24 protein-coding genes are annotated in these 19,732 nt (G+C 59.4%); 12 read left to right on the top strand and 12 right to left on the bottom strand.

The features are described 5' to 3' along the window. Nucleotides 1-44: 44 nt before the first annotated feature. Nucleotides 45-803 (bottom strand): Nif3-like dinuclear metal center hexameric protein, encoded by a 759-nt coding sequence (locus AC1DXW_RS07115; RefSeq protein ID WP_477753423.1) that lies wholly within the window; start codon nucleotides 801-803, stop codon nucleotides 45-47. A 103-nt stretch (nucleotides 804-906) separates the two neighbouring features. On the opposite strand from AC1DXW_RS07115, the gene algW reads away from it, so the two are divergent. Continuing rightward, complete coding sequence (gene algW / locus AC1DXW_RS07110; protein ID WP_477759872.1) at nucleotides 907-2,067, top strand: Do family serine endopeptidase AlgW; 1,161 nt, start codon at nucleotides 907-909, stop codon at nucleotides 2,065-2,067. Nucleotides 2,068-2,204: 137 nt separating this feature from the next. Here algW and hisC read toward each other — a convergent pair whose 3' ends face one another. From hisC to AC1DXW_RS07060, 10 genes are all read right to left on the bottom strand, one after another. Next, the gene (hisC, locus tag AC1DXW_RS07105; RefSeq protein WP_477753421.1) at nucleotides 2,205-3,257 is read right to left on the bottom strand and encodes a histidinol-phosphate transaminase; all 1,053 of its coding nucleotides are present in this window, start codon (nucleotides 3,255-3,257) and stop codon (nucleotides 2,205-2,207) included. 2 nt (nucleotides 3,258-3,259) lie between these two features. Further along, nucleotides 3,260-4,585, bottom strand: coding sequence for a histidinol dehydrogenase (gene hisD, locus AC1DXW_RS07100; protein WP_477753420.1), 1,326 nt, complete (start codon nucleotides 4,583-4,585; stop codon nucleotides 3,260-3,262). Nucleotides 4,586-4,711: 126 nt separating this feature from the next. Further along, a complete protein-coding gene (gene hisG, locus AC1DXW_RS07095) occupies nucleotides 4,712-5,347 on the bottom strand; it encodes an ATP phosphoribosyltransferase (RefSeq protein WP_008018703.1) in 636 nt (211 codons plus the stop codon). Nucleotides 5,348-5,472: 125 nt separating this feature from the next. Further along, nucleotides 5,473-6,738, bottom strand: a complete 1,266-nt coding sequence (gene murA, locus AC1DXW_RS07090) for a UDP-N-acetylglucosamine 1-carboxyvinyltransferase (protein WP_223455589.1) — start codon at nucleotides 6,736-6,738, stop codon at nucleotides 5,473-5,475. A 22-nt stretch (nucleotides 6,739-6,760) separates the two neighbouring features. Continuing rightward, complete coding sequence (locus AC1DXW_RS07085) at nucleotides 6,761-7,000, bottom strand: BolA family protein (RefSeq protein ID WP_105340088.1); 240 nt, start codon at nucleotides 6,998-7,000, stop codon at nucleotides 6,761-6,763. Between the two features lie 114 nt (nucleotides 7,001-7,114). Continuing rightward, a complete protein-coding gene (locus tag AC1DXW_RS07080) occupies nucleotides 7,115-7,420 on the bottom strand; it encodes an STAS domain-containing protein (protein ID WP_477753418.1) in 306 nt (101 codons plus the stop codon). Further along, nucleotides 7,417-8,070: an MlaC/ttg2D family ABC transporter substrate-binding protein gene (locus tag AC1DXW_RS07075; RefSeq protein WP_477753417.1), complete on the bottom strand. Its 654-nt coding sequence runs from the start codon at nucleotides 8,068-8,070 to the stop codon at nucleotides 7,417-7,419. The genes AC1DXW_RS07080 and AC1DXW_RS07075 overlap by 4 nt, the downstream gene beginning before the upstream one ends. A gap of 11 nt (nucleotides 8,071-8,081) precedes the next feature. After that, nucleotides 8,082-8,549 carry an outer membrane lipid asymmetry maintenance protein MlaD gene (mlaD, locus tag AC1DXW_RS07070; protein ID WP_056728368.1) on the bottom strand — a complete coding sequence of 156 codons (468 nt, stop codon included), beginning with the start codon at nucleotides 8,547-8,549 and terminating at the stop codon, nucleotides 8,082-8,084. After that, nucleotides 8,549-9,346: a lipid asymmetry maintenance ABC transporter permease subunit MlaE gene (gene mlaE / locus AC1DXW_RS07065; protein WP_223546373.1), complete on the bottom strand. Its 798-nt coding sequence runs from the start codon at nucleotides 9,344-9,346 to the stop codon at nucleotides 8,549-8,551. The genes mlaD and mlaE overlap by 1 nt, the downstream gene beginning before the upstream one ends. Then, nucleotides 9,346-10,155 (bottom strand): ATP-binding cassette domain-containing protein, encoded by an 810-nt coding sequence (locus AC1DXW_RS07060; RefSeq protein WP_477759871.1) that lies wholly within the window; start codon nucleotides 10,153-10,155, stop codon nucleotides 9,346-9,348. The genes mlaE and AC1DXW_RS07060 overlap by 1 nt, the downstream gene beginning before the upstream one ends. 276 nt (nucleotides 10,156-10,431) lie before the next feature. On the opposite strand from AC1DXW_RS07060, the gene AC1DXW_RS07055 reads away from it, so the two are divergent. The 10 genes from AC1DXW_RS07055 (at nucleotide 10,432) to AC1DXW_RS07010 (ending at nucleotide 17,547) form a co-directional block, all read left to right on the top strand. Further along, entirely contained in the window at nucleotides 10,432-11,406 is a 975-nt protein-coding gene (locus AC1DXW_RS07055; protein WP_477753415.1) for a KpsF/GutQ family sugar-phosphate isomerase, read from the top strand. Continuing rightward, a complete protein-coding gene (locus AC1DXW_RS07050; RefSeq protein WP_008018712.1) occupies nucleotides 11,406-11,930 on the top strand; it encodes a KdsC family phosphatase in 525 nt (174 codons plus the stop codon). The genes AC1DXW_RS07055 and AC1DXW_RS07050 overlap by 1 nt, the downstream gene beginning before the upstream one ends. A 7-nt stretch (nucleotides 11,931-11,937) precedes the next feature. Then, the gene (lptC, locus tag AC1DXW_RS07045; RefSeq protein ID WP_477753414.1) at nucleotides 11,938-12,510 is read left to right on the top strand and encodes an LPS export ABC transporter periplasmic protein LptC; all 573 of its coding nucleotides are present in this window, start codon (nucleotides 11,938-11,940) and stop codon (nucleotides 12,508-12,510) included. Further along, on the top strand, nucleotides 12,497-13,045 hold the full coding sequence (lptA, locus tag AC1DXW_RS07040; RefSeq protein WP_477753413.1) for a lipopolysaccharide transport periplasmic protein LptA: 549 nt from the start codon (nucleotides 12,497-12,499) through the stop codon (nucleotides 13,043-13,045). The genes lptC and lptA overlap by 14 nt, the downstream gene beginning before the upstream one ends. Further along, nucleotides 13,045-13,770, top strand: coding sequence for an LPS export ABC transporter ATP-binding protein (gene lptB, locus AC1DXW_RS07035; RefSeq protein ID WP_477753412.1), 726 nt, complete (start codon nucleotides 13,045-13,047; stop codon nucleotides 13,768-13,770). The genes lptA and lptB overlap by 1 nt, the downstream gene beginning before the upstream one ends. 272 nt (nucleotides 13,771-14,042) lie before the next feature. Next, on the top strand, nucleotides 14,043-15,536 hold the full coding sequence (locus AC1DXW_RS07030; RefSeq protein ID WP_477753411.1) for an RNA polymerase factor sigma-54: 1,494 nt from the start codon (nucleotides 14,043-14,045) through the stop codon (nucleotides 15,534-15,536). Nucleotides 15,537-15,610: 74 nt separating this feature from the next. Further along, entirely contained in the window at nucleotides 15,611-15,919 is a 309-nt protein-coding gene (gene hpf, locus AC1DXW_RS07025) for a ribosome hibernation-promoting factor, HPF/YfiA family (RefSeq protein ID WP_007941242.1), read from the top strand. Between the two features lie 12 nt (nucleotides 15,920-15,931). Next, nucleotides 15,932-16,396, top strand: coding sequence for a PTS IIA-like nitrogen regulatory protein PtsN (ptsN, locus tag AC1DXW_RS07020; protein WP_150718657.1), 465 nt, complete (start codon nucleotides 15,932-15,934; stop codon nucleotides 16,394-16,396). 2 nt (nucleotides 16,397-16,398) lie between these two features. After that, nucleotides 16,399-17,256 carry an RNase adapter RapZ gene (gene rapZ, locus AC1DXW_RS07015; protein ID WP_477753410.1) on the top strand — a complete coding sequence of 286 codons (858 nt, stop codon included), beginning with the start codon at nucleotides 16,399-16,401 and terminating at the stop codon, nucleotides 17,254-17,256. A 15-nt stretch (nucleotides 17,257-17,271) separates the two neighbouring features. Continuing rightward, nucleotides 17,272-17,547, top strand: coding sequence for an HPr family phosphocarrier protein (locus tag AC1DXW_RS07010; RefSeq protein ID WP_008046141.1), 276 nt, complete (start codon nucleotides 17,272-17,274; stop codon nucleotides 17,545-17,547). A gap of 153 nt (nucleotides 17,548-17,700) precedes the next feature. Here the strand turns inward: AC1DXW_RS07010 and pmbA are convergent, their stop codons facing one another. Further along, nucleotides 17,701-19,047, bottom strand: coding sequence for a metalloprotease PmbA (gene pmbA, locus AC1DXW_RS07005; RefSeq protein WP_477759870.1), 1,347 nt, complete (start codon nucleotides 19,045-19,047; stop codon nucleotides 17,701-17,703). A gap of 108 nt (nucleotides 19,048-19,155) precedes the next feature. Here pmbA and yjgA point away from each other — a divergent pair, with 108 nt between their 5' ends. Further along, nucleotides 19,156-19,680: a ribosome biogenesis factor YjgA gene (gene yjgA, locus AC1DXW_RS07000; protein WP_057716427.1), complete on the top strand. Its 525-nt coding sequence runs from the start codon at nucleotides 19,156-19,158 to the stop codon at nucleotides 19,678-19,680. Nucleotides 19,681-19,732 lie beyond the last annotated feature (52 nt).

The following is a 19,732-nucleotide window of genomic DNA, read 5'->3' as shown; positions in this document are numbered from 1 at the left end:
GCCTCCGGCAGCTCCTACAAAAGCGATCACATTGCAGTCGGAAATCAAATCGGATTCGGGCAATCGATGAAGATGTGTTCCAGCGCAAAGCGCCGCGCCAGATAATCCCCCAGCGCCTGAACGCCGTAGCGCTCGGTGGCATGGTGACCGGCGGCGATGAAGCTGATGTCGTTTTCCCGGGCGCTGTGGAAGGTTTGCTCGGAAGCCTCGCCGCTGAGGTACAGATCGACGCCTGCCAGTATGGCCTGATCGATGTAACCCTGGCCACCACCGGTGCACCAGCCGACGCGGCGGATCATCGCGCTGCCTTCGATCAACAGCGGCTCACGGCCCATGACTTCCTTGACGCGGCGGGCGAAATCCCGGGGCGTCATCGGCTCATTCAGCGAGCCGACCAGGCCGACAATCTTCAGATTGTCCGGGTCCAGCGGGCCTTCGACGGTGATGTCGAGTTGCCGCGCGAGCTGCACGTTATTGCCGACGTCCGGGTGCAGATCCAGCGGCAGGTGATAGGACAACAGGCTGATATCGTGCTTGAGCAGGGTCTTCAAGCGGCGCTGCTTCATGCCGGTGATGCACGGGTTCTCGCCCTTCCAGAAATAGCCATGATGCACCAGCACCAGGTCGGCATTGGCCTCCACTGCCGCATCGAGCAAGGCCTGGCTGGCAGTGACGCCACTGACAATGCGCATCACTTGCGGACGGCCTTCGACCTGCAGGCCATTGGGACAGTAATCGGCGATTTTGGCGCTGTTTAGGTAACGGTCGGCTTCTTCGACCAGGGTGCTCAGGGCGACGGCCATAAAAGACTCCTAAATATCCCGTTCAGAGGCGCGTGCGGCCTCGTATAATGCGCGTCATTATGAGCGGTCTCATACCGCCTGCAACTCTCTCAGGAAGTGCTTAATGCTCAAGGCGCTGCGTTTTTCCGGCTGGCCGCTGCTGGCCGGCGTGCTTGTCGCTCTTTTGATAATCCAGCGTTACCCGCAGTGGGTCGGGCTTCCAAGCCTCGACGTCAATCTGCAACAAGCGCCGCAAACCACCAGTATGCAGCAGGGCCCGGTGTCTTATGCCGAAGCGGTATCCACCGCGGCGCCGTCGGTGGTGAACCTGTACACCACCAAAGTCATCAACAAACCCAACCATCCGTTGTTCGAAGATCCGCAGTTCCGTCGCTTCTTCGGCGATAACTCGCCCAAGCAGAAACGCATGGAATCGAGCCTCGGCTCCGGCGTGATCATGAGCCCGGAAGGCTACATCCTGACCAACAACCACGTGACCAGCGGCGCCGACCAGATCGTGGTGGCGCTCAAGGACGGCCGGGAAACCCTGGCGCGGGTGATCGGCAGCGATCCGGAGACTGATCTCGCGGTGCTGAAAATCGACCTGAAAAACCTGCCGTCGATCACTGTCGGGCGTTCCGACAACATCCGCATCGGCGACGTCGCGCTGGCCATCGGCAACCCGTTCGGCGTCGGCCAGACCGTAACCATGGGCATCATCAGCGCCACCGGTCGCAACCAACTGGGCCTGAACAACTATGAAGACTTCATCCAGAYCGACGCMGCRRTCAACCCCGGCAACTCCGGCGGTGCGCTGGTGGATGCCATCGGCAACCTGACCGGCATCAACACGGCGATCTTCTCCAAATCCGGCGGTTCCCAGGGCATCGGTTTCGCGATCCCGGTAAAGCTGGCGATGGAAGTGATGAAGTCGATCATCGAGCACGGCCAGGTGATTCGTGGCTGGCTGGGTATCGAAGTGCAGCCGCTGACCCAGGAATTGGCCGAATCGTTCGGCTTGTCCGGACGCCCGGGCATTGTAGTGGCAGGGATTTTCCGCGACGGTCCGGCACAGAAGGCCGGCCTGCAACTGGGTGATGTGATTCTTGCCATCGATGGCGAACCGGCCGGTGATGGCCGCCGCTCGATGAATCAGGTGGCGCGGATCAAGCCGACAGACAAGGTCGCGATCCAGGTGATGCGCAACGGCAAGGAACTCAAGCTGACAGCGGAAGTCGGCCTGCGTCCGCCGCCGGCTCCGGTCAAGGAAAAAGAAGAAGAGTAACGCAGCACCCAAAACTACTGTGGGAGCGAGCTTGCTCCGGGCGGCGTTCCGACGATGAGGCCATAACATTCAACATCATTGTTGACTGTCAGGCCGCCATCGCGAGCAAGCTCGCTCCCACAGGGTCGTGCCTGTTTTTAGAGGTCGCCGAGTCCATCGATCAGCGCCTGATTCTGCTCTGGCGTGCCGATGCTGATCCGCAGGAACTGGGCAATCCGCTCCTGCTTGAAGTGCCGGACGATCACGCCCTGCTCACGCAACTTGGCCGCAAGCCCCGCCGCATCGTGCCGGGGGTGACGGGCGAAAATGAAGTTCGCCGCCGATGGCAGCACTTCAAACCCCTTCTCCTCTAGCTGCGTAACGACCTTCTCGCGATTCTCGATCACCAACCGGCAGGTCTTGTCGAAATACTCGCGATCCTCGAACGCCGCGGCAGCGCCGACATTCGCCATGCGATCCAGCGGATAGGAGTTGAAGCTGTTCTTGATCCGCTCCAGCGCCTCGATCAGGTCCGGATGGCCGACCGCCAGCCCCACCCGCAGGCCGGCCAGGGAACGGGACTTGGACAGGGTCTGGGTCACCAGCAGGTTCGGATAACGCTCGACCAGCGTGATTGCCGTCTCGCCGCCGAAGTCGATGTAGGCCTCGTCCACCACGACCACAGAATCCGGGCTGGCCTTGAGAATCTGCTCCACCGCCTCCAGCGCCAACAGGCAACCTGTAGGTGCGTTCGGGTTGGGGAAGATAATCCCGCCGTTCGGCTTGGCGTAGTCCGCCGGGTTGATCTGGAATTGCTCGTCCAGTGGCACGGCGTCGAACTTGATGCCGTACAACCCGCAGTAAACCGGATAGAAGCTGTAGCTGATGTCCGGGAACAGCAGCGGCTGATCGTGCTGCAGCAAACCGTGGAAGATGTGCGCCAGCACTTCATCGGAACCGTTTCCGAGGAACACCTGATTGCCTTGCACGCCGTAGTACCTGGCAACGGCCTGCTTGAGCAGATCGCTGTTCGGGTCCGGGTACAGACGCAGATTGTCATTCAGTTCGGTTTGCATCGCCGCAAGGGCTTTTGGCGATGGGCCGTACGGGTTTTCGTTGGTGTTGAGCTTCACCAGCTTTGCCAGCTTCGGCTGCTCACCCGGGACGTAAGGCACCAGATTCTTGACGAACGGGCTCCAGAATTTACTCATGTTCAGTTCCCCTTTTGTTCATCAACGATGCGGTATTCGGCGCTACGCGCGTGGGCGGTCAGCGACTCGCCACGGGCCAGCACGGAAGCGGTCTTGCCCAACTCGGACGCGCCCTGCTCGGAGCAGAAGATGATCGACGAGCGTTTCTGGAAGTCGTACACACCCAGCGGCGAGGAGAAACGCGCAGTGCCGGAGGTCGGCAATACGTGGTTCGGGCCGGCACAGTAGTCACCCAAGGCTTCGGACGTGTGACGGCCCATGAAGATCGCGCCGGCATGGCGGATTTTCGGCAGCCAGGCCTGTGGATCGGCAACGGACAATTCGAGGTGCTCCGGCGCGATGCGGTTGGCGACTTCGATGGCCTGTTCCATGTCGCGCACCTTGATCAGTGCACCACGGCCATTGATCGAGGTTTCAATGATCGCGGCGCGTTCCATGGTCGGCATCAGCTTGGCGATGCTGGCGGCGACCTTGTCGAGGAACTCGGCGTCGGGGCTGACCAGAATGGCCTGGGCGTCTTCGTCGTGCTCGGCTTGGGAGAAAAGATCCATGGCGATCCAGTCCGGATCGGTCTGGCCGTCGCACACCACAAGGATTTCCGAAGGGCCGGCGATCATGTCGATACCGACCTGGCCAAACACGTGGCGCTTGGCGGTGGCGACATAGATGTTGCCCGGGCCGACCACCTTGTCGACCTTCGGCACGCTTTCGGTGCCGTAAGCCAATGCGGCAACGGCTTGAGCGCCACCGATTGTGAACACGCGGTCGACACCGGCGATGCAGGCAGCGGCCAGCACCAGCTCGTTGATTTCACCGCGCGGGGTTGGCACCACCATGACCACTTCGGTGACGCCTGCAACCTTGGCCGGAATCGCGTTCATCAGCACCGACGACGGGTACGACGCCTTGCCGCCCGGCACGTACAGACCGGCGCGGTCCAGCGGCGTGACTTTCTGGCCCAGCACCGTGCCGTCGGCCTCGGTGTAGCTCCAGGAATCCTGCTTCTGTTTTTCGTGGTAGCTGCGCACTCGAGCCGCGGCGACTTCCAGCGCTTCGCGCTGCGGCACGGAGATACGGGTAAGTGCCAGTTCCAGACGCTCGCGCGGCAGGATCAGGTCGGCCATGGACTTCACGTCCAGGCCATCGAACTGGCGGGTAAAGTCCACCAGTGCCGCGTCGCCACGCTCACGCACGGCCTTGATGATGTCCAGCACCCGCTGATTGACCGAGTCGTCAGACACACTTTCCCAGCTCAGCAGATGATCCAGATGATGCGCGAAATCCGGGTCAGCAGCGTTGAGTCGGCGAATTGCAGTCAGTGCGGTCATAGCGAGAACCTCATAGGAATGGCAAAAACTCAGGCGCCCTAACTTAGCAGTCGTTTCCGCTTGGGCACCTGAGAATTCTGGCTATGAGGCGGATAGACGGGCGCGACTCAAGGTCGCGCAGGTGAATCAGCCGCGGTGTCGAGACTCCACTGCCTTGCGCAGGGTGTCGATCAACGCCTGGATACGGGCGTGCTGCATTTTCATCGAAGCTTTATTGACGATCAGCCGGGAGCTGATGGCAGCAATGAAATCCTGTGGCTCCAGGCCGTTGGCCCGCAGCGTGTTACCGGTGTCGACCACGTCGATGATCTTGTCGGCAAGGCCGATCAGCGGTGCCAGCTCCATCGAGCCGTACAGCTTGATGATGTCGACCTGACGACCCTGTTCAGCGTAATAACGCTTGGCAACGTTGACGAACTTGGTGGCGATGCGCAGGCGGCCCTTGGGCTCGACCGCGCCAACCTTGCCGGCCGTCATCAACTTGCACTGGGCAATTTGCAGGTCCAGTGGCTCGTACAAGCCCTGGCCGCCATATTCCATCAGCACATCTTTACCGGCGACACCGAGGTCGGCAGCACCATGTTCGACATAGGTCGGAACATCGGTGGCACGCACGATCAGCAGGCGTACATCTTCCTGGGTCGTGGGAATGATCAGCTTGCGGCTCTTGTCCGGATTCTCGGTCGGCACGATGCCCGCTTCAGCCAGAAGCGGCAGGGTGTCGTCAAGGATGCGGCCCTTGGACAGTGCGATGGTCAACATGGGAAACGTCAGTCCTTATCAAGGTACTCATGCCCGGTCACAAATGGCGCCGGACATACATCGAGCCGAAAACGGCCCGACTTCAACAAATCAACGGGCACGTCCTTATGCCCATGCAGCAGGTACTAGCCCGGAACGCGACGGATCTTGGCGCCCAGCATCTGCAGTTTTTCTTCGATGCACTCGTAGCCACGGTCTATGTGGTAGATGCGGTCGATCAGGGTGTCGCCGTCGGCGATCAGGGCCGAAATCACCAGGCTGGCCGAGGCACGCAGGTCGGTCGCCATCACTGGCGCGCCCTTGAGTTTTTCGGTGCCGGTGACGATCGCGGTGTTGCCCTCGACCTGGATCTTGGCGCCCATGCGGTGCAGCTCATAGACGTGCATGAAGCGGTTTTCGAAGATCGTCTCGATCACAGCACCGGTGCCTTCGGCAATGGCGTTGAGGGAGATGAACTGGGCCTGCATGTCGGTCGGGAACGCCGGGTACGGAGCGGTCCGCACGTTGACGGCTTTCGGCCGCTTGCCGTGCATGTTCAGCTCGATCCAGTCTTCGCCGCAGGTGATTTCGGCACCGGACTCACGGAGTTTTTCCAGAACGGCTTCGAGGATGGTCGGATCGGTGTCCTTGACCTTCACGCGGCCGCCGGTCACGGCAGCGGCAACCAGGTAGGTACCGGTTTCGATACGGTCCGGCATCACCTTGTAAGTGGTGGTGTGCAGACGCTCGACGCCGTCGATGGTGATGGTGTCGGTGCCGGCACCGGAAACCTTGGCACCCATGGCGTTCAGGAAGTTCGCCAGGTCGACCACTTCAGGCTCGCGCGCGGCGTTAGCCAGGACGCTGCGGCCTTTGGCCAGCGCTGCGGCCATCATGATGTTTTCGGTACCGGTCACACTGACGGTATCGAAGAAGAAGTGCGCACCGCGCAGGCCGCCTTCAGGCGCCTTGGCCTTGATGTAGCCGCCTTCAACGTCGATGACTGCACCCATGGCTTCCAGGCCACGGATGTGCAGGTCAACCGGACGCGAACCGATGGCGCAACCGCCAGGCAAGGCGACTTCGGCTTCACCGAAACGGGCAACCATCGGGCCCAGCACCAGGATCGACGCACGCATGGTTTTAACCAGTTCGTACGGTGCGACCAGGGTCTTGATGGTGCGCGGGTCGATTTCGACGGAGAGTTTTTCGTCGATCACAGGCTCGATGCCCATGCGGCCGAACAGCTCGATCATGGTGGTGATGTCGTGCAGGTGCGGCAGGTTGGCCACGGTCACCGGGCCATCGCACAGCAAAGTGGCCGCCAGGATCGGCAGGGCAGAGTTCTTTGCCCCGGAGATGCGGATTTCGCCATCAAGACGAACGCCACCGGTAATAATCAATTTATCCATAAGAATCTCGACGCCCTTGGGCTCAGGTGCGCTCGGCCCAGGCCGCGCTGCTGAAAAATTTCATAGTCACCGCGTGGATGCTGCCATCAGCGATCCATGGGTTCAAATGGGCATAGATGCTCTGCTGACGCTTCACCGGGCTCAATGCCGCCAGTTCATCGCTAATCACGTTCAGCTGGAAATTGCAGCCTTCGCCCTCAACTTCTATCTGAGTTCCGGGCAGCTTTCCTTCAAGGAAGCTCTTCACTTCTACGGCCTGCATGCTCAACCTCATTCGGCGCCCTGTGCGCGCGGGTCGGACATCATACAAAAAAGCCCCGCGCCTGCGAACCCCGCCAAACAGGACTCGGACGGGGGGCTTCTTTATAGATGCGTGTCAGGGGTGCGCCAACAGCTCGGTCAGCTCGCTGACCTGAGCAATTTCACGCATGTCATCCGGCATTCCGCGGATACTCAGGGCCTTGCCGGCCGCCTGCGCATCGCGGATAAAGCACAGCAGCAACGACAAACCGACACTGCTGGACTTGGTCACCGCCGAGCAATCGACCACCAGCGCCGCAGCCTTGCTGGCCTTGATCAGCGCCTTGCCCTGCTCGCGCAGGCCAGGGCCGGTGCGGTAATCCAGCACACCGCTGAGTCGCAGCTCGCCCGCTTCGTCCATCTGGACTGCCGACTCACTCATTGGGCTGACTGCCCTGGCTTCTTGTCGGTGGCTTCCTTGGCCTTGGCGACTTCCCCGGCCCAACCATTGATGGTCTTGTCCAGGTCGTTGCCATTGCGTTGCATCGCATCGGCGAACTGATCGCGGAACAGCTTGCCGATGTTGATGCCATTGATGATCACGTTACGCAGTTTCCACTCGCCGTTGATCTTTTCCAGCGTGTAGGACACTGGATAGATCGCACCGCTGCTGCCCTTGACGGTCATGCCAACGGTGGTACGGTCGCCCGACTCGTCTTTGGCCGGATCAACGGTGATGCCCTGGTTGTTGTACTCCAGCAAGGCATTGCCATAGAACTGGAACAGACCCTTCTTGAAGTTTTCTTCGAAGGTCTTCATCTGCGCCGGGGATGCTTTCTTCGAGTATTTGACCGTCATGATGCTCTTGGAAATGCCCTCGGCATCCACGACCGGCCCGACGATGGTGTTCAGCGCCGCATAAAAGTCTTGCGGATCCTGCTTGTACTTTTCTTTGTTGGCCGCCAGATCGGCCAGCATCCGATTAGTGGTGTCCTGTACCAGATCGTGCGCGGAAGGCGCCGCCACGGCGTGGGACACCAACGGAAACACCGCGAGTATTACCAACAGGCCACGTCGCAAGGTAGAGATCATTTAACAGTTCCTCATTTAGCTTCTTTGCTAACGGTATTGAGCAGGAATTTACCGATCAGGTCTTCGAGCACCAGCGATGACTGCGTGTCATGGATGGTTCCGCCATCCTTGAGCAGGGTATCTTCCCCGCCCACGCTGATACCGATGTACTTTTCGCCCAACAGGCCAGCGGTCAGGATAGATGCAGTAGAGTCCGCCGGAAGATTATCGATGCGTTTTTCCAACTGCATGGTCACCCGACCAGTAAAACTGTCGCGATCCAGATCGATGGCCGTGACCTTGCCGATAGTCACACCGGCCATGGTCACTTTAGCTCTGACCGTCAAACCGGCGATATTGTCGAAGTAGGCGTAAAGTTTATACGTATCGGTGCTCGGACTCGGGGACAGGCCACTGACCCGCAACGCCAACAAGAGCAAAGCCAGGATGCCAGCCAGCAAGAAAAGGCCGACACCGATTTCCAGGGTGCGGTTTTGCATCAGAAATCTCCAAACATCAAGGCGGTCAGAATAAAGTCCAGGCCGAGTACTGCCAACGAGGCATATACAACGGTCTTGGTAGTGGCACGACTGATCCCCTCGGAAGTGGGTTCGCAGTCATAGCCTTGGAATACGGCGATCCAGGTCACGACAAAGGCAAAGACGATACTTTTGATGATCCCGTTGAGCACATCGTCGGTGAACGTCACGCTGTTCTGCATGTTCGACCAGTAGGAACCTTCATAGACTCCCAGCCAGTCGACAGCTACCCACGAGCCGCCCCAGATACCCACCACGCTGAAAATCATCGCCAGCACCGGCAGGGAAATGAAACCGGCCCACAAGCGTGGCGCGATGATGTACTTGAGCGGGTCAACCCCGATCATTTCCAGGCTGGACAACTGCTCGGTGGACTTCATGTTGCCGATTTCGGCGGTCAACGCCGAACCTGCGCGCCCGGCGAACAGCAAGGCAGTCACCACCGGCCCCAGTTCACGCAGCAGCGTCAGGGCAACCATCTGCCCGACAGCCTGCTCCGAACCATAGCTGGAAAGAATGTTGAAGCCCTGCAGCGCCAGCACCATGCCGATGAACACCCCGGAGACCACAATGATCACCAGGGACATCACGCCCACCGAATGCAGCTGCTTGACCAGCAGCCCGAAGGCGCCACCGATACCGCCCCGGCCGAGCAAGGCATGGAACAGGAACAAGCTCGAACGCCCGAACACCGCCAGCGCATCGATGCCGGCCTGGCCGAAGCGGCGAACGCGTTCTATCAATGAAATTCTGCGCATCAGCGCTTCCCCAGAAGATCTGCGCGGTAATCCGTCGCTGGAAAGTGGTACGGGACCGGGCCGTCGGGTTCGCCGGTCATGAACTGACGAATGCGCGGTTCATCCGAGTTCATCAACTCGTCCGGCGTCCCCTCCCCCAGCACCTGACCATCGCCCACCACATAAATGTAATCGGCAATGCTCGCGGTCTCGGCCAGGTCATGGGACACCACGATGCTGGTGATGCCCAGCGCATCGTTGAGCAAACGAATCAGGCGCACCAGAACGCCCATTGCGATGGGGTCCTGGCCGACAAAGGGCTCGTCGTACATGAGGATCTGCGGGTCGAGCGCAATCGCCCGGGCCAGCGCAACACGGCGTTTCATGCCGCCGGAAAGCTCGTCGGGCATCAGGTCGATGGCACCGCGCAAGCCCACAGCCTGCAGCTTGAGCAGGACGATGTCGCGGATCATTTCATCCGGCAGTTGCGTATGGACCCGCAACGGAAAGGCGACGTTCTCGAAGACATCGAGGTCGGTGAACAGTGCGCCGCTCTGAAACAGCACGCCCATATGCTTGCGCGCATCGAACAGGTCGCTGCGCGACAGTTTTGGCAGATTCTGACCGTTGACCCAGACTTCGCCCCTGGTAGGCCGCAACTGGGCACCCATCAGACGCAAAAGCGTGGTCTTGCCACACCCGGAAGGCCCCATGATGCCGGTGACCTTGCCGCGCGGGATACGGATATCGACATTATTGAAAATGCTGCGCGCACCGCGCTTGAAGGACAGTCCCTTCAGCTCGACCGCGTAGGCGTTATCGGCACTCATCTAAACTCCTTGCGATGCAGCCTCTCACTCGGACGCCTGGCTTCCTGACGAAAGCACATACCTCCCGGGCAGGCCGAACTGGCGGCGAACTATATCACTGCAAAGGCTGCGCGCCCAAGGCCAAAGCCGGGGCAAGTTCAACTGCATGACGGGTTGAAAGCGCCATTTAGAAGGTTTCCCGCAACAGGTAATGACAATGCGCGACGAACTTGCGTGAGGGATTCGATCATTACCGTTATAATCGCCGACTTTTCATCAGGCTATACGATTTCTGACATGAGCCAATCCAGCGACCTGATTCAATCAGCACAACGCACCATCCGCCTCGAGGTAGAAGCCGTGCAAGGCCTGCTGCCCCATATCGATGCTGATTTCGTACGCGCTTGCGAGATGATTCTGGCCAGCAAGGGCCGCGTGGTCGTGGTCGGCATGGGCAAGTCGGGGCACATCGGCAACAAGATTGCCGCGACCCTGGCCAGCACCGGCACCACGGCATTTTTTGTGCACCCGGCTGAAGCCAGCCACGGCGACATGGGCATGATTACCCGCGACGACATCATTCTGGCGCTCTCGAATTCCGGCTCCACCAATGAAATCGTGACCCTGCTGCCGCTGATCAAGCGCCTGGGCATTCAATTGATCAGCATGACCGGCAATCCTGACTCCGCGCTGGCCAAGGCCGCCGAGGTCAACCTGAATGTTCACGTCGAGCATGAAGCCTGCCCGCTGAACCTGGCACCAACCTCGTCGACCACCGCCGCCCTGGTCATGGGCGACGCCCTGGCAGTCGCGCTGCTGGAAGCCCGTGGCTTTACCGCCGAAGACTTCGCCTTTTCCCATCCCGGTGGTGCCCTGGGCCGACGCCTGCTGCTGAAAGTGGAAAATGTCATGCACGCCGGGCAAGAGTTGCCGCAAGTACAGCGCGGCACCCTGCTGAAGGACGCACTAATGGAAATGACCCGCAAAGGCCTGGGCATGACCGTGGTCCTGGAAGCCGATGGAAAGCTGGCCGGGATCTTTACCGACGGTGACTTGCGTCGCACGCTGGACCGTAGCATCGACATCCATAGCGCTACCATCGACCAGGTCATGACTGCACACGGCAAGACTGCCCGCGCCGAAATGCTCGCCGCCGAAGCGCTGAAAATCATGGAAGATCATAAAATCAACGCGCTTGTCGTGGTCGACCGTGAAGACCGCCCGGTCGGCGCCTTGAACATGCACGACTTGCTTCGTGCAGGAGTAATGTAATGAGTGCGGACCTGTTGCAACGCGGCAAACAGATCAAACTGGCGGTGTTCGATGTCGATGGCGTGCTGACCGACGGGCGCCTGTACTTCCTCGAAGACGGCAGCGAATTCAAGACGTTCAACACACTCGACGGCCAGGGCATCAAGATGCTGATGGCCGCCGGTGTGCAGACCGCCATCATCAGTGGCCGCAAGACTCCGGTGGTCGAGCGACGAGCCAAAAACCTCGGCATCCCGCATCTCTATCAGGGTCGTGAGGATAAACTGGTGGTACTCGACGAACTGCTGGCCCAACTCAACCTGAGCTATGAACAGGTGGCCTACCTCGGCGATGACTTGCCGGACCTGCCGGTGATTCGCCGCGTCGGCCTGGGCATGGCGGTGGCCAATGCCGCCAGCTTCGTGCGTGAACACGCTCACGGCATCACCCTCGCCCGTGGTGGTGAAGGTGCCGCTCGCGAATTCTGCGAACTGATCCTGCGCGCCCAGGACCGCCTCGATGCGGCCAATGCGGCGTACCTGTGAGCCCACTATGCTGAGCAAAAAGTTTCGCAACACCCTGATGTACAGTTGCATCGCGGCGATATTCGCCGCGGCTGGCTACTGGAACATCAGCCCGGAACGCTTCCTCGACAAGCCGGTAACGCCGGTCGATGAAAGCGCGATCGACTATTACGCCATCAACGCCCACAGCGTGCAGTACCTGCCGGACGGCAAGCTGCAATATGATCTGGTGTCCGACAAGGTCGAGCACCTGAAAGCGACCGAGGTGACATTGCTGACCAACCCCGACCTGAATGTGTTCCGCGGCACTGAATTTCCGTGGCACGTCCAGAGCCTGCACGGCGAGGTCAACCCTGATGGCACACAGGTCGAACTGATCGATGACGTGCGTATCACGCGCTTCGACGAGAAAAACCGTAAAACCCTGATCACCAGCACCCGCATGACCGTGTTCCCGCAGCAGCAATATGCGCAGACAGAGCAAGACGTTAGAATCGACGGCGCTGGCGGTGTATCGACTGGCAAGGGAATGAAGGCGTATTTGAAAGAAAGCAGGATACACCTGCTATCGAACGTAAGAGGACAGTATGAGGCTCGTTAAAACCCTCCCGATTTTGCTCAGTCTGGGCGCAGCACTGGGAAGCGTGAGCGCCTGGGCTCTGCCGGAAGATCAACAGCAGCCTATCCGCATTCAGGCCGACGATGCCCAACTGGACGACAAGCAAGGTATTGCCATCTATACCGGTGACGTGATCATTACCCAAGGTACGATGAAGGTTACCGGCAACAAGGTGACCATGACCCGCACCCCGAATGGCGACATCGACGTGGTTACCTCGGTGGGCAACCTGGCCTACTTCGAGCAACTGCAAACGGCGGGCGACACCAAACCCGTCCAGGGCTGGGGTGTGACCATCCAGTACCACGCAACGCAAAATCGCGTTGTGCTGATCGACAAGGCCAAAGTCATCGACAAGGACAACAACACCACCCAAGGTGAGAAAATCGTCTACGACACCGAGAAGAAGCTGGCCAGCGCCGGTCGCGCCACCGGCAGCAAGGTGACCGAGTCGCGTCCGCGTATCGACATGGTGATCCAGCCGAAGAAGAAAACCGACGAGAAAAAGGCCCAGTAATGGCAACTCTGAAAGCTCAGCATCTGGCCAAGAGCTACAAGAGCCGCCAGGTCGTGCGCGACGTCAGCCTGTCCATCGACAGCGGTCAGATCGTCGGCCTGCTTGGCCCGAACGGTGCCGGCAAGACCACCTGCTTCTACATGATCGTCGGTCTGGTGCAGGCCGACCAGGGCCGCGTCCTGATCGATGACCTGGACATCAGCCACCAGCCGATGCACGGCCGCGCAAAGGCTGGTATCGGCTACCTGCCGCAAGAAGCATCGATCTTCCGCAAACTGTCGGTGGCCGACAACATCATGGCCATCCTCGAGACCCGCAAGGAACTCGACAAGGCCGGTCGGCGCAAGGAACTGGAAAGCCTGCTGCAGGAATTCCACATCAGCCACATCCGCGACAACCTCGGCATGAGCCTGTCTGGTGGTGAGCGCCGTCGCGTGGAAATCGCCCGAGCCCTGGCCACCAACCCGAAATTCATCCTCCTCGACGAACCCTTCGCCGGCGTGGACCCGATTTCGGTCGGGGACATCAAGCAGATCATTCACCACCTCAAGGCCAAAGGCATTGGCGTGCTGATCACCGACCACAACGTTCGTGAAACCCTGGATATCTGCGAAACCGCCTACATCGTCAACGACGGCCAACTGATCGCCGAAGGCGACGCTGAAACCATCCTGGCCAACGACCTGGTGAAGGAAGTGTACCTGGGCCACGAATTCCGCCTGTAAGACACCGAGATGCGAGACTGGTCGACGAGCGCTTGTCTCGATAAAAAACAACTCTTTTTTATTGTTACAGCGCTCTAGGCAAACACGACGCCTCAAAGATGTTCAAGAGCCGGCCGGAGCAACCTGTCAACAAAACATTGCAGCTTTTTATTGTTACAGCGCTCTAGGCAAACTCTACAGTTTCAGGCATATAATTTGCTTATGTTTGGCGCCCCGGCGCCCTGTAGTGGATGGCGCGTGTGCGCCGGCGAATAAGGTGTTAAGCCCCTGCCATGAAACCATCGCTAGTCTTGAGAATGGGCCAGCAGCTGACGATGACACCGCAGCTGCAACAGGCTATCCGCCTGCTCCAATTGTCGACCCTGGACCTGCAACAGGAAATCCAGGAGGCCCTGGAGTCCAATCCGATGCTCGAACGCCAGGAAGAAGGCGACGACTTCGATAACACCGACCCCTTGGCCGACAACGCCGAACAGAAGCCCAACACCGACATCCAGGAACCCTCCTACCAGGAAACCGCCCCGACGGTTGATAACCTCGATGAGGGTGACTGGAACGAGCGCATCCCCAACGAACTCCCCGTCGACACCGCGTGGGAAGACGTTTACCAGACCAGCGCCAGCAGCCTGCCCAGCAATGACGACGACGAGTGGGACTTCACCACCCGTACCTCGGCCGGCGAAAGCTTGCAAAGCCACTTGCTGTGGCAACTGAACCTGGCCCCGATGTCCGACACCGATCGCCTGATCGCCGTGACCCTGATCGACTGCATCAACAATCAGGGCTACCTGGACGAAACCCTCGAGGAAATCCTCGACGCCTTCGATCCGGAACTGGACATCGAACTGGACGAAATCGAAGCGGTCCTGCATCGCATCCAGCAATTCGAGCCCGCCGGCATCGGCGCCCGCAACCTGGGCGAATGCCTGCTGCTGCAATTGCGCCAGCTACCCGCCAAGACCCCTTGGCTGGCTGAGGCCAAGCGCCTGGTCACCGATTACATCGACTTGCTTGGCAGCCGCGACTATAGCCAACTGATGCGCCGCATGAAGCTCAAGGAAGATGAACTACGCCAGGTCATCGAGCTGGTCCAGAGCCTCAACCCGCGCCCGGGTTCGCAGATCGAGTCCACCGAAGCCGAGTATGTCGTTCCTGACGTTATCGTGCGCAAGGACAACGAGCGCTGGCTGGTGGAGCTGAATCAGGAGTCGGTGCCACGGCTGCGGGTCAACGCCCAGTACGCTGGTTTCGTGCGCCGCGCCGACACCAGCGCCGACAACACGTTCATGCGCAATCAGTTGCAGGAGGCCCGCTGGTTCATCAAGAGCCTGCAAAGCCGCAATGAAACCCTTATGAAGGTTGCCACCCAGATCGTCGAGCATCAGCGTGGTTTCCTCGAATATGGCGACGAAGCCATGAAGCCGCTGGTCCTGCATGACATCGCCGAAGCGGTCGGCATGCATGAGTCGACGATTTCACGGGTGACCACCCAGAAGTTCATGCACACCCCCCGGGGCATTTATGAACTGAAGTACTTTTTCTCCAGTCACGTCAGCACCTCCGAAGGCGGCGAATGCTCGTCCACGGCGATCCGCGCGATCATCAAAAAACTGGTTGCCGCGGAAAATCAGAAAAAGCCATTGAGTGACAGCAAGATCGCTGGTTTACTGGAGGCACAAGGCATTCAGGTGGCTCGCCGCACCGTCGCCAAGTACCGCGAATCCCTCGGGATCGCGCCTTCGAGCGAACGCAAGCGGTTGATGTAGAGCCACGCCACAGCGTTCCAGTGGCAGGCATTTCTGCCTGCCGCTTTATGCACTGGCAACGAAGGAGAAGCTGTATGCAAGTCAACATCAGTGGACACCAACTGGAAGTGACCGAACCTCTTCGCACCTACATCGGCGAAAAACTCGAACGATTGGAGCGACATTTCGACAAGATCACTAATGTGCAGGTCACGATGACCGTCGAAAAACTGAAGCAGAAAATCGAAGCCACGCTGCATATTCCCGGGAATGAAGTGGTCGCCAACGCGGAACATACCGATATGTACGCCGCGATCGACGCACTCACCGACAAGCTGGATAAACAACTCAAAAAGCATAAGGAAAAGACCCAGAGCCTCCTCCAGGGTGCAACCGGTCGTTAACACTCCCAACCCATGATCCGACTTGAAAGTATCCTGACCCCCGGCCGTTCCCTGGTGAACGTGCCGGGCGGCAGTAAAAAGAAAGCCCTCGAGCAAATTGCCAATCTGATCGCCCGCGAAGTGCCGGCCCTGGAGATGCAAGATGTCTTCGAGGCACTGATTGCCCGTGAAAAACTCGGCTCCACCGGTTTTGGCAACGGCATCGCTATTCCACACTGCCGTCTCAAGGGCTGTGTTTCACCCATCAGTGCATTGATGCACCTGGACGCCCCTATCGACTTCGACGCCATCGACGGCGCGCCGGTTGACTTGCTGTTCGTATTGCTGGTCCCGGAAGCCGCCACCGATGCGCACCTTGAGCTGCTGCGACAAATCGCCAGCATGCTCGACCGCAAGGAAGTTCGCGAAAAACTGCGTAATGCTGCAAGCAACGAAGCCCTGTATCAGGTTGTCCTGGACGAGCAAAACGGTCAGTAATCATGCGCTTGATCATCGTCAGTGGCCGTTCCGGCTCAGGTAAAAGTACCGCCCTCGACGTTCTTGAGGACAACGGCTACTACTGCATCGACAACCTGCCTGCCGGTCTGCTGCCGGAACTGGCCGAACGAGCCTTGATTCATACCGAGCTGCTACAGCCGCTGGTCGCCGTTTCCATTGATGCGCGCAACCTGCCCAGCCACCTGTCACGCTTCCCCGATCTGCTCGAAGAAGTCCGCAACCGCCACATCCAGTGCGATGTGCTGTACCTGGATGCCGACGAAGAAACCTTGCTCAAGCGCTTCTCGGAAACCCGCCGACGTCACCCCCTGACCAACGCCAACCGCTCGCTGGCCGAAGCCATCAGCGTCGAGAGCGACCTGCTCGGGCCGATTGCCGACCTCGCCGATCTCAAGATCAACACCACCAGCCTGAACCTGTACCAGCTGCGCGACGCCATCAAACTGCGTCTGTTGAATCAGCCCGAGCCGGGCACTGCGTTCCTGGTGGAATCCTTCGGGTTCAAGCGTGGCATGCCGGTGGACGCCGACCTGGTGTTCGATGTGCGTTGCCTGCCCAACCCTTACTGGAAACCGGAATTGCGCGAGCAGTCCGGGCTCGATCAACCGGTTGCCGAATACCTGGCGGCACAGCCGGATGTCGAAGAGATGTTCCAGGACATTTCCACATACCTGCTAAAGTGGCTGCCTCGTTTTGCCGCCAGCAACCGCGCCTATGTCACCATTGCCATTGGCTGCACTGGCGGACATCACCGCTCCGTCTACCTGACCGAGCGTCTGGGGCAGGCGCTGCAAAAATCCCTGAAGAACGTCCAGGTTCGCCACCGCGACCTCAGCTAAAGGATTCACATCGCGATGCCTGCTCTGGAAATCGAAATCATCAACAAGCTGGGCCTGCATGCCCGTGCTTCTGCAAAATTCGTCGGGGTCGCCGGCCAGTTCAAGGACTGCACGATCAGGGTAGGACGCACACCTGAATCCACAGTAGATGGCAAAAGCATCATGGCCATGATGATGCTCGCTGCCGGTAAGGGCACCAAAATCCATCTGAGCACGGAAGGCGAGCAGGAAAAGGAAGCGATGGACGCGCTGGTAGCCTTGATCAATAACTACTTCGACGAAGGCGAATAAACATCAAAAGATCGCAGCCTTCGGCAGCTCCTACATTGGGCTCGTGTAGGAGCTGCTGAAGGCTCGGGCCGCGTTCGGACGATCTTTTGATCCACAAAAAGAAAGGCGCGCCACCCATTGGGTGGCGCGCCTTTTTTATGCAACGGTCTGAGCTTAGCTACCCGCCACCGTCATCCGCTCGATCAACACCGAACCAGTGCGAATGTTGCTGCGCAGTTCCAGGTCGTTACCCACGGCAACGATCTGTTTGAACATATCGCGCATGTTGCCGGCGATGGTCACTTCCTGGACCGCGAACTGGATTTCGCCGTTCTCGACCCAGTAACCCGCCGCGCCCCGGGAATAATCGCCGGTGACCATGTTCAGCCCCTGGCCCATCAACTCGGTGACCAACAGTCCGCGTCCCATGCGCCGCAGCAAGGCCGCCTGGTCTTCATCACCATGGGTGACGAACAGGTTGTGCACGCCGCCGGCGTTGGCCGTACTTGGCATGCCGAGCTTGCGGCCGGAGTAGGTACCGAGGATGTACGACACCAACTCGCCTTTTTCGACGAACGGTTTGGCGTAGGTTGCCAGGCCATCGCCATCGAACGCCGCGCTGCCCAAGGCTCGCATCAAGTGCGGACGTTCGTCGATGGTCAGCCACTCCGGAAACAGCTTCTGGCCGAGAGTGCCCTCAAGGAACGAAGACTTGCGATACAGGCTGCCGCCGGAAATCGCCGACAGGAAACTGCCAAACAGGCCCCCGGCCAACTCTGCGGAAAACAGCACCGGCACCTCACAAGTCGGCACCGGACGCGCTCCCAGACGACTCGCCGCCCGTTGCGCGGCACGCTGGCCGATGCTGACCGGATCGGCCAGCAGATTGCCCTGGCGGTTCACGTCGTACCAGTAATCGCGCTGCATCTGGCCGTCCGCTTCGGCGATCATCACGCAGCTCAAGCTGTGACGAGTCGATGCGTAACCACCGATAAACCCGTGGCTGTTGCCATAAACGCGGCAACCCTGATGGGTACTGAGAGTGGTGCCGTCAGCGTTCTTGATCCGGCTGTCGGCAGCAAACGCCGCGGCTTCACAGGCCAAGGCCTGTTCGATGGCTTGTTCCGGAGTGATGTCCCATTGGTGGAACAGGTCGAAATCCTGAATATCCCGCGCCATCAGCGCGGCATCCGCCAGGCCCGAGGCTTCGTCTTCCGAAGTGTGTTTGGCGATGGCCAGTGCCGCGGCGACGGTTTCGCGAATCGCTTCCGGACCACTGGCCGATGTGCTGGCCGAGCCTTTGCGCTGACCGACGTACAAGGTGATGCCAAAACCCTGATCGCGGTTGAATTCTACCGTTTCGACTTCACGCTGACGCACCGTGGTCGACAAGCCCTGCTCCAATGACACCGCCACTTCACAGGCGCTGGCGCCCAGGCGCCTGGCTTCAGCGATGATCTGCTCGACTTGTTCCTGCAGTGCCGGCAACGCTTGTGGGCCGACGCTTTCAACTGCACTCATGCTGTTCTCCACTCAAATTCTGCTTTCGGTAACGGTCATCGAGCGACCGGGCCGGACAAGCGGCCCCCGACTGGTTATCATGGCGGCGTTTCTTTGCGGACGGCCACCATGGTTGATTCTTACGACGACTCCCTCGATACGGGAGAAAAAAGCAAATCCCAGGTTAAACGCGAGCTGCATGCTCTGGTTGACCTTGGCGAGCGCCTTACAACACTCAAGCCTGACTTGCTGGCAAAACTGCCCTTGACCGACGGAATGCGTCGGGCTCTGGCCGATGCGCCCAAGCACACCGCGAACATCGCGCGTAAACGGCACCTTCAGTTCATCGGCAAACTGATGCGCGATCAGGACACTACCGCCATTCTGGTTCTGCTCGATCAACTCGATGCCTCCACCCGTCAATACAACGAACGCTTCCATAACCTGGAGCGCTGGCGCGATCGTCTGATCGCCGGCGACGATGCCGTTCTGGAGAAATTCGTCGTCGACTACCCGGACGCGGACCGCCAGCAATTGCGTTCCCTGATCCGTCAGGCCCAGCATGAGGTTGCGCAAAACAAGCCTCCTGCTTCCAGCCGTAAAATCTTCAAGTACATCCGTGAGCTGGACGAGACTCAACGCGGTCTGCGTTAATTCTCCGAAGCTCTTGTAGGAGCTGCCGAAGGCTGCGATCTTTTGATCATTA

The sequence above is a fragment of the Pseudomonas sp. P4_C4 genome (assembly GCF_056402055.1).
Note: the sequence above shows the minus strand (reverse complement) of the source record. Positions and strands in the feature narration are given on the sequence as shown.

What these genes read in the sequence shown, in the direction of transcription:
- AC1DXW_RS07115 (WP_477753423.1), bottom strand. Translation starts at nt 803, where the DNA reads ATGGCCGTCGCCCTGAGCACCCTGGTCGAAGAAGCCGACCGTTACCTA.
- hisC (WP_477753421.1), bottom strand. Translation starts at nt 3,257, where the DNA reads ATGAGTAAATTCTGGAGCCCGTTCGTCAAGAATCTGGTGCCTTACGTC.
- hisD (WP_477753420.1), bottom strand. Translation starts at nt 4,585, where the DNA reads ATGACCGCACTGACTGCAATTCGCCGACTCAACGCTGCTGACCCGGAT.
- hisG (WP_008018703.1), bottom strand. Translation starts at nt 5,347, where the DNA reads ATGTTGACCATCGCACTGTCCAAGGGCCGCATCCTTGACGACACCCTG.
- murA (WP_223455589.1), bottom strand. Translation starts at nt 6,738, where the DNA reads ATGGATAAATTGATTATTACCGGTGGCGTTCGTCTTGATGGCGAAATC.
- AC1DXW_RS07085 (WP_105340088.1), bottom strand. Translation starts at nt 7,000, where the DNA reads ATGCAGGCCGTAGAAGTGAAGAGCTTCCTTGAAGGAAAGCTGCCCGGA.
- AC1DXW_RS07080 (WP_477753418.1), bottom strand. Translation starts at nt 7,420, where the DNA reads ATGAGTGAGTCGGCAGTCCAGATGGACGAAGCGGGCGAGCTGCGACTC.
- AC1DXW_RS07075 (WP_477753417.1), bottom strand. Translation starts at nt 8,070, where the DNA reads ATGATCTCTACCTTGCGACGTGGCCTGTTGGTAATACTCGCGGTGTTT.
- mlaD (WP_056728368.1), bottom strand. Translation starts at nt 8,549, where the DNA reads ATGCAAAACCGCACCCTGGAAATCGGTGTCGGCCTTTTCTTGCTGGCT.
- mlaE (WP_223546373.1), bottom strand. Translation starts at nt 9,346, where the DNA reads ATGCGCAGAATTTCATTGATAGAACGCGTTCGCCGCTTCGGCCAGGCC.
- AC1DXW_RS07060 (WP_477759871.1), bottom strand. Translation starts at nt 10,155, where the DNA reads ATGAGTGCCGATAACGCCTACGCGGTCGAGCTGAAGGGACTGTCCTTC.
- AC1DXW_RS07055 (WP_477753415.1), top strand. Translation starts at nt 10,432, where the DNA reads ATGAGCCAATCCAGCGACCTGATTCAATCAGCACAACGCACCATCCGC.
- AC1DXW_RS07050 (WP_008018712.1), top strand. Translation starts at nt 11,406, where the DNA reads ATGAGTGCGGACCTGTTGCAACGCGGCAAACAGATCAAACTGGCGGTG.
- lptC (WP_477753414.1), top strand. Translation starts at nt 11,938, where the DNA reads ATGCTGAGCAAAAAGTTTCGCAACACCCTGATGTACAGTTGCATCGCG.
- lptA (WP_477753413.1), top strand. Translation starts at nt 12,497, where the DNA reads ATGAGGCTCGTTAAAACCCTCCCGATTTTGCTCAGTCTGGGCGCAGCA.
- lptB (WP_477753412.1), top strand. Translation starts at nt 13,045, where the DNA reads ATGGCAACTCTGAAAGCTCAGCATCTGGCCAAGAGCTACAAGAGCCGC.
- AC1DXW_RS07030 (WP_477753411.1), top strand. Translation starts at nt 14,043, where the DNA reads ATGAAACCATCGCTAGTCTTGAGAATGGGCCAGCAGCTGACGATGACA.
- hpf (WP_007941242.1), top strand. Translation starts at nt 15,611, where the DNA reads ATGCAAGTCAACATCAGTGGACACCAACTGGAAGTGACCGAACCTCTT.
- ptsN (WP_150718657.1), top strand. Translation starts at nt 15,932, where the DNA reads ATGATCCGACTTGAAAGTATCCTGACCCCCGGCCGTTCCCTGGTGAAC.
- rapZ (WP_477753410.1), top strand. Translation starts at nt 16,399, where the DNA reads ATGCGCTTGATCATCGTCAGTGGCCGTTCCGGCTCAGGTAAAAGTACC.
- AC1DXW_RS07010 (WP_008046141.1), top strand. Translation starts at nt 17,272, where the DNA reads ATGCCTGCTCTGGAAATCGAAATCATCAACAAGCTGGGCCTGCATGCC.
- pmbA (WP_477759870.1), bottom strand. Translation starts at nt 19,047, where the DNA reads ATGAGTGCAGTTGAAAGCGTCGGCCCACAAGCGTTGCCGGCACTGCAG.
- yjgA (WP_057716427.1), top strand. Translation starts at nt 19,156, where the DNA reads ATGGTTGATTCTTACGACGACTCCCTCGATACGGGAGAAAAAAGCAAA.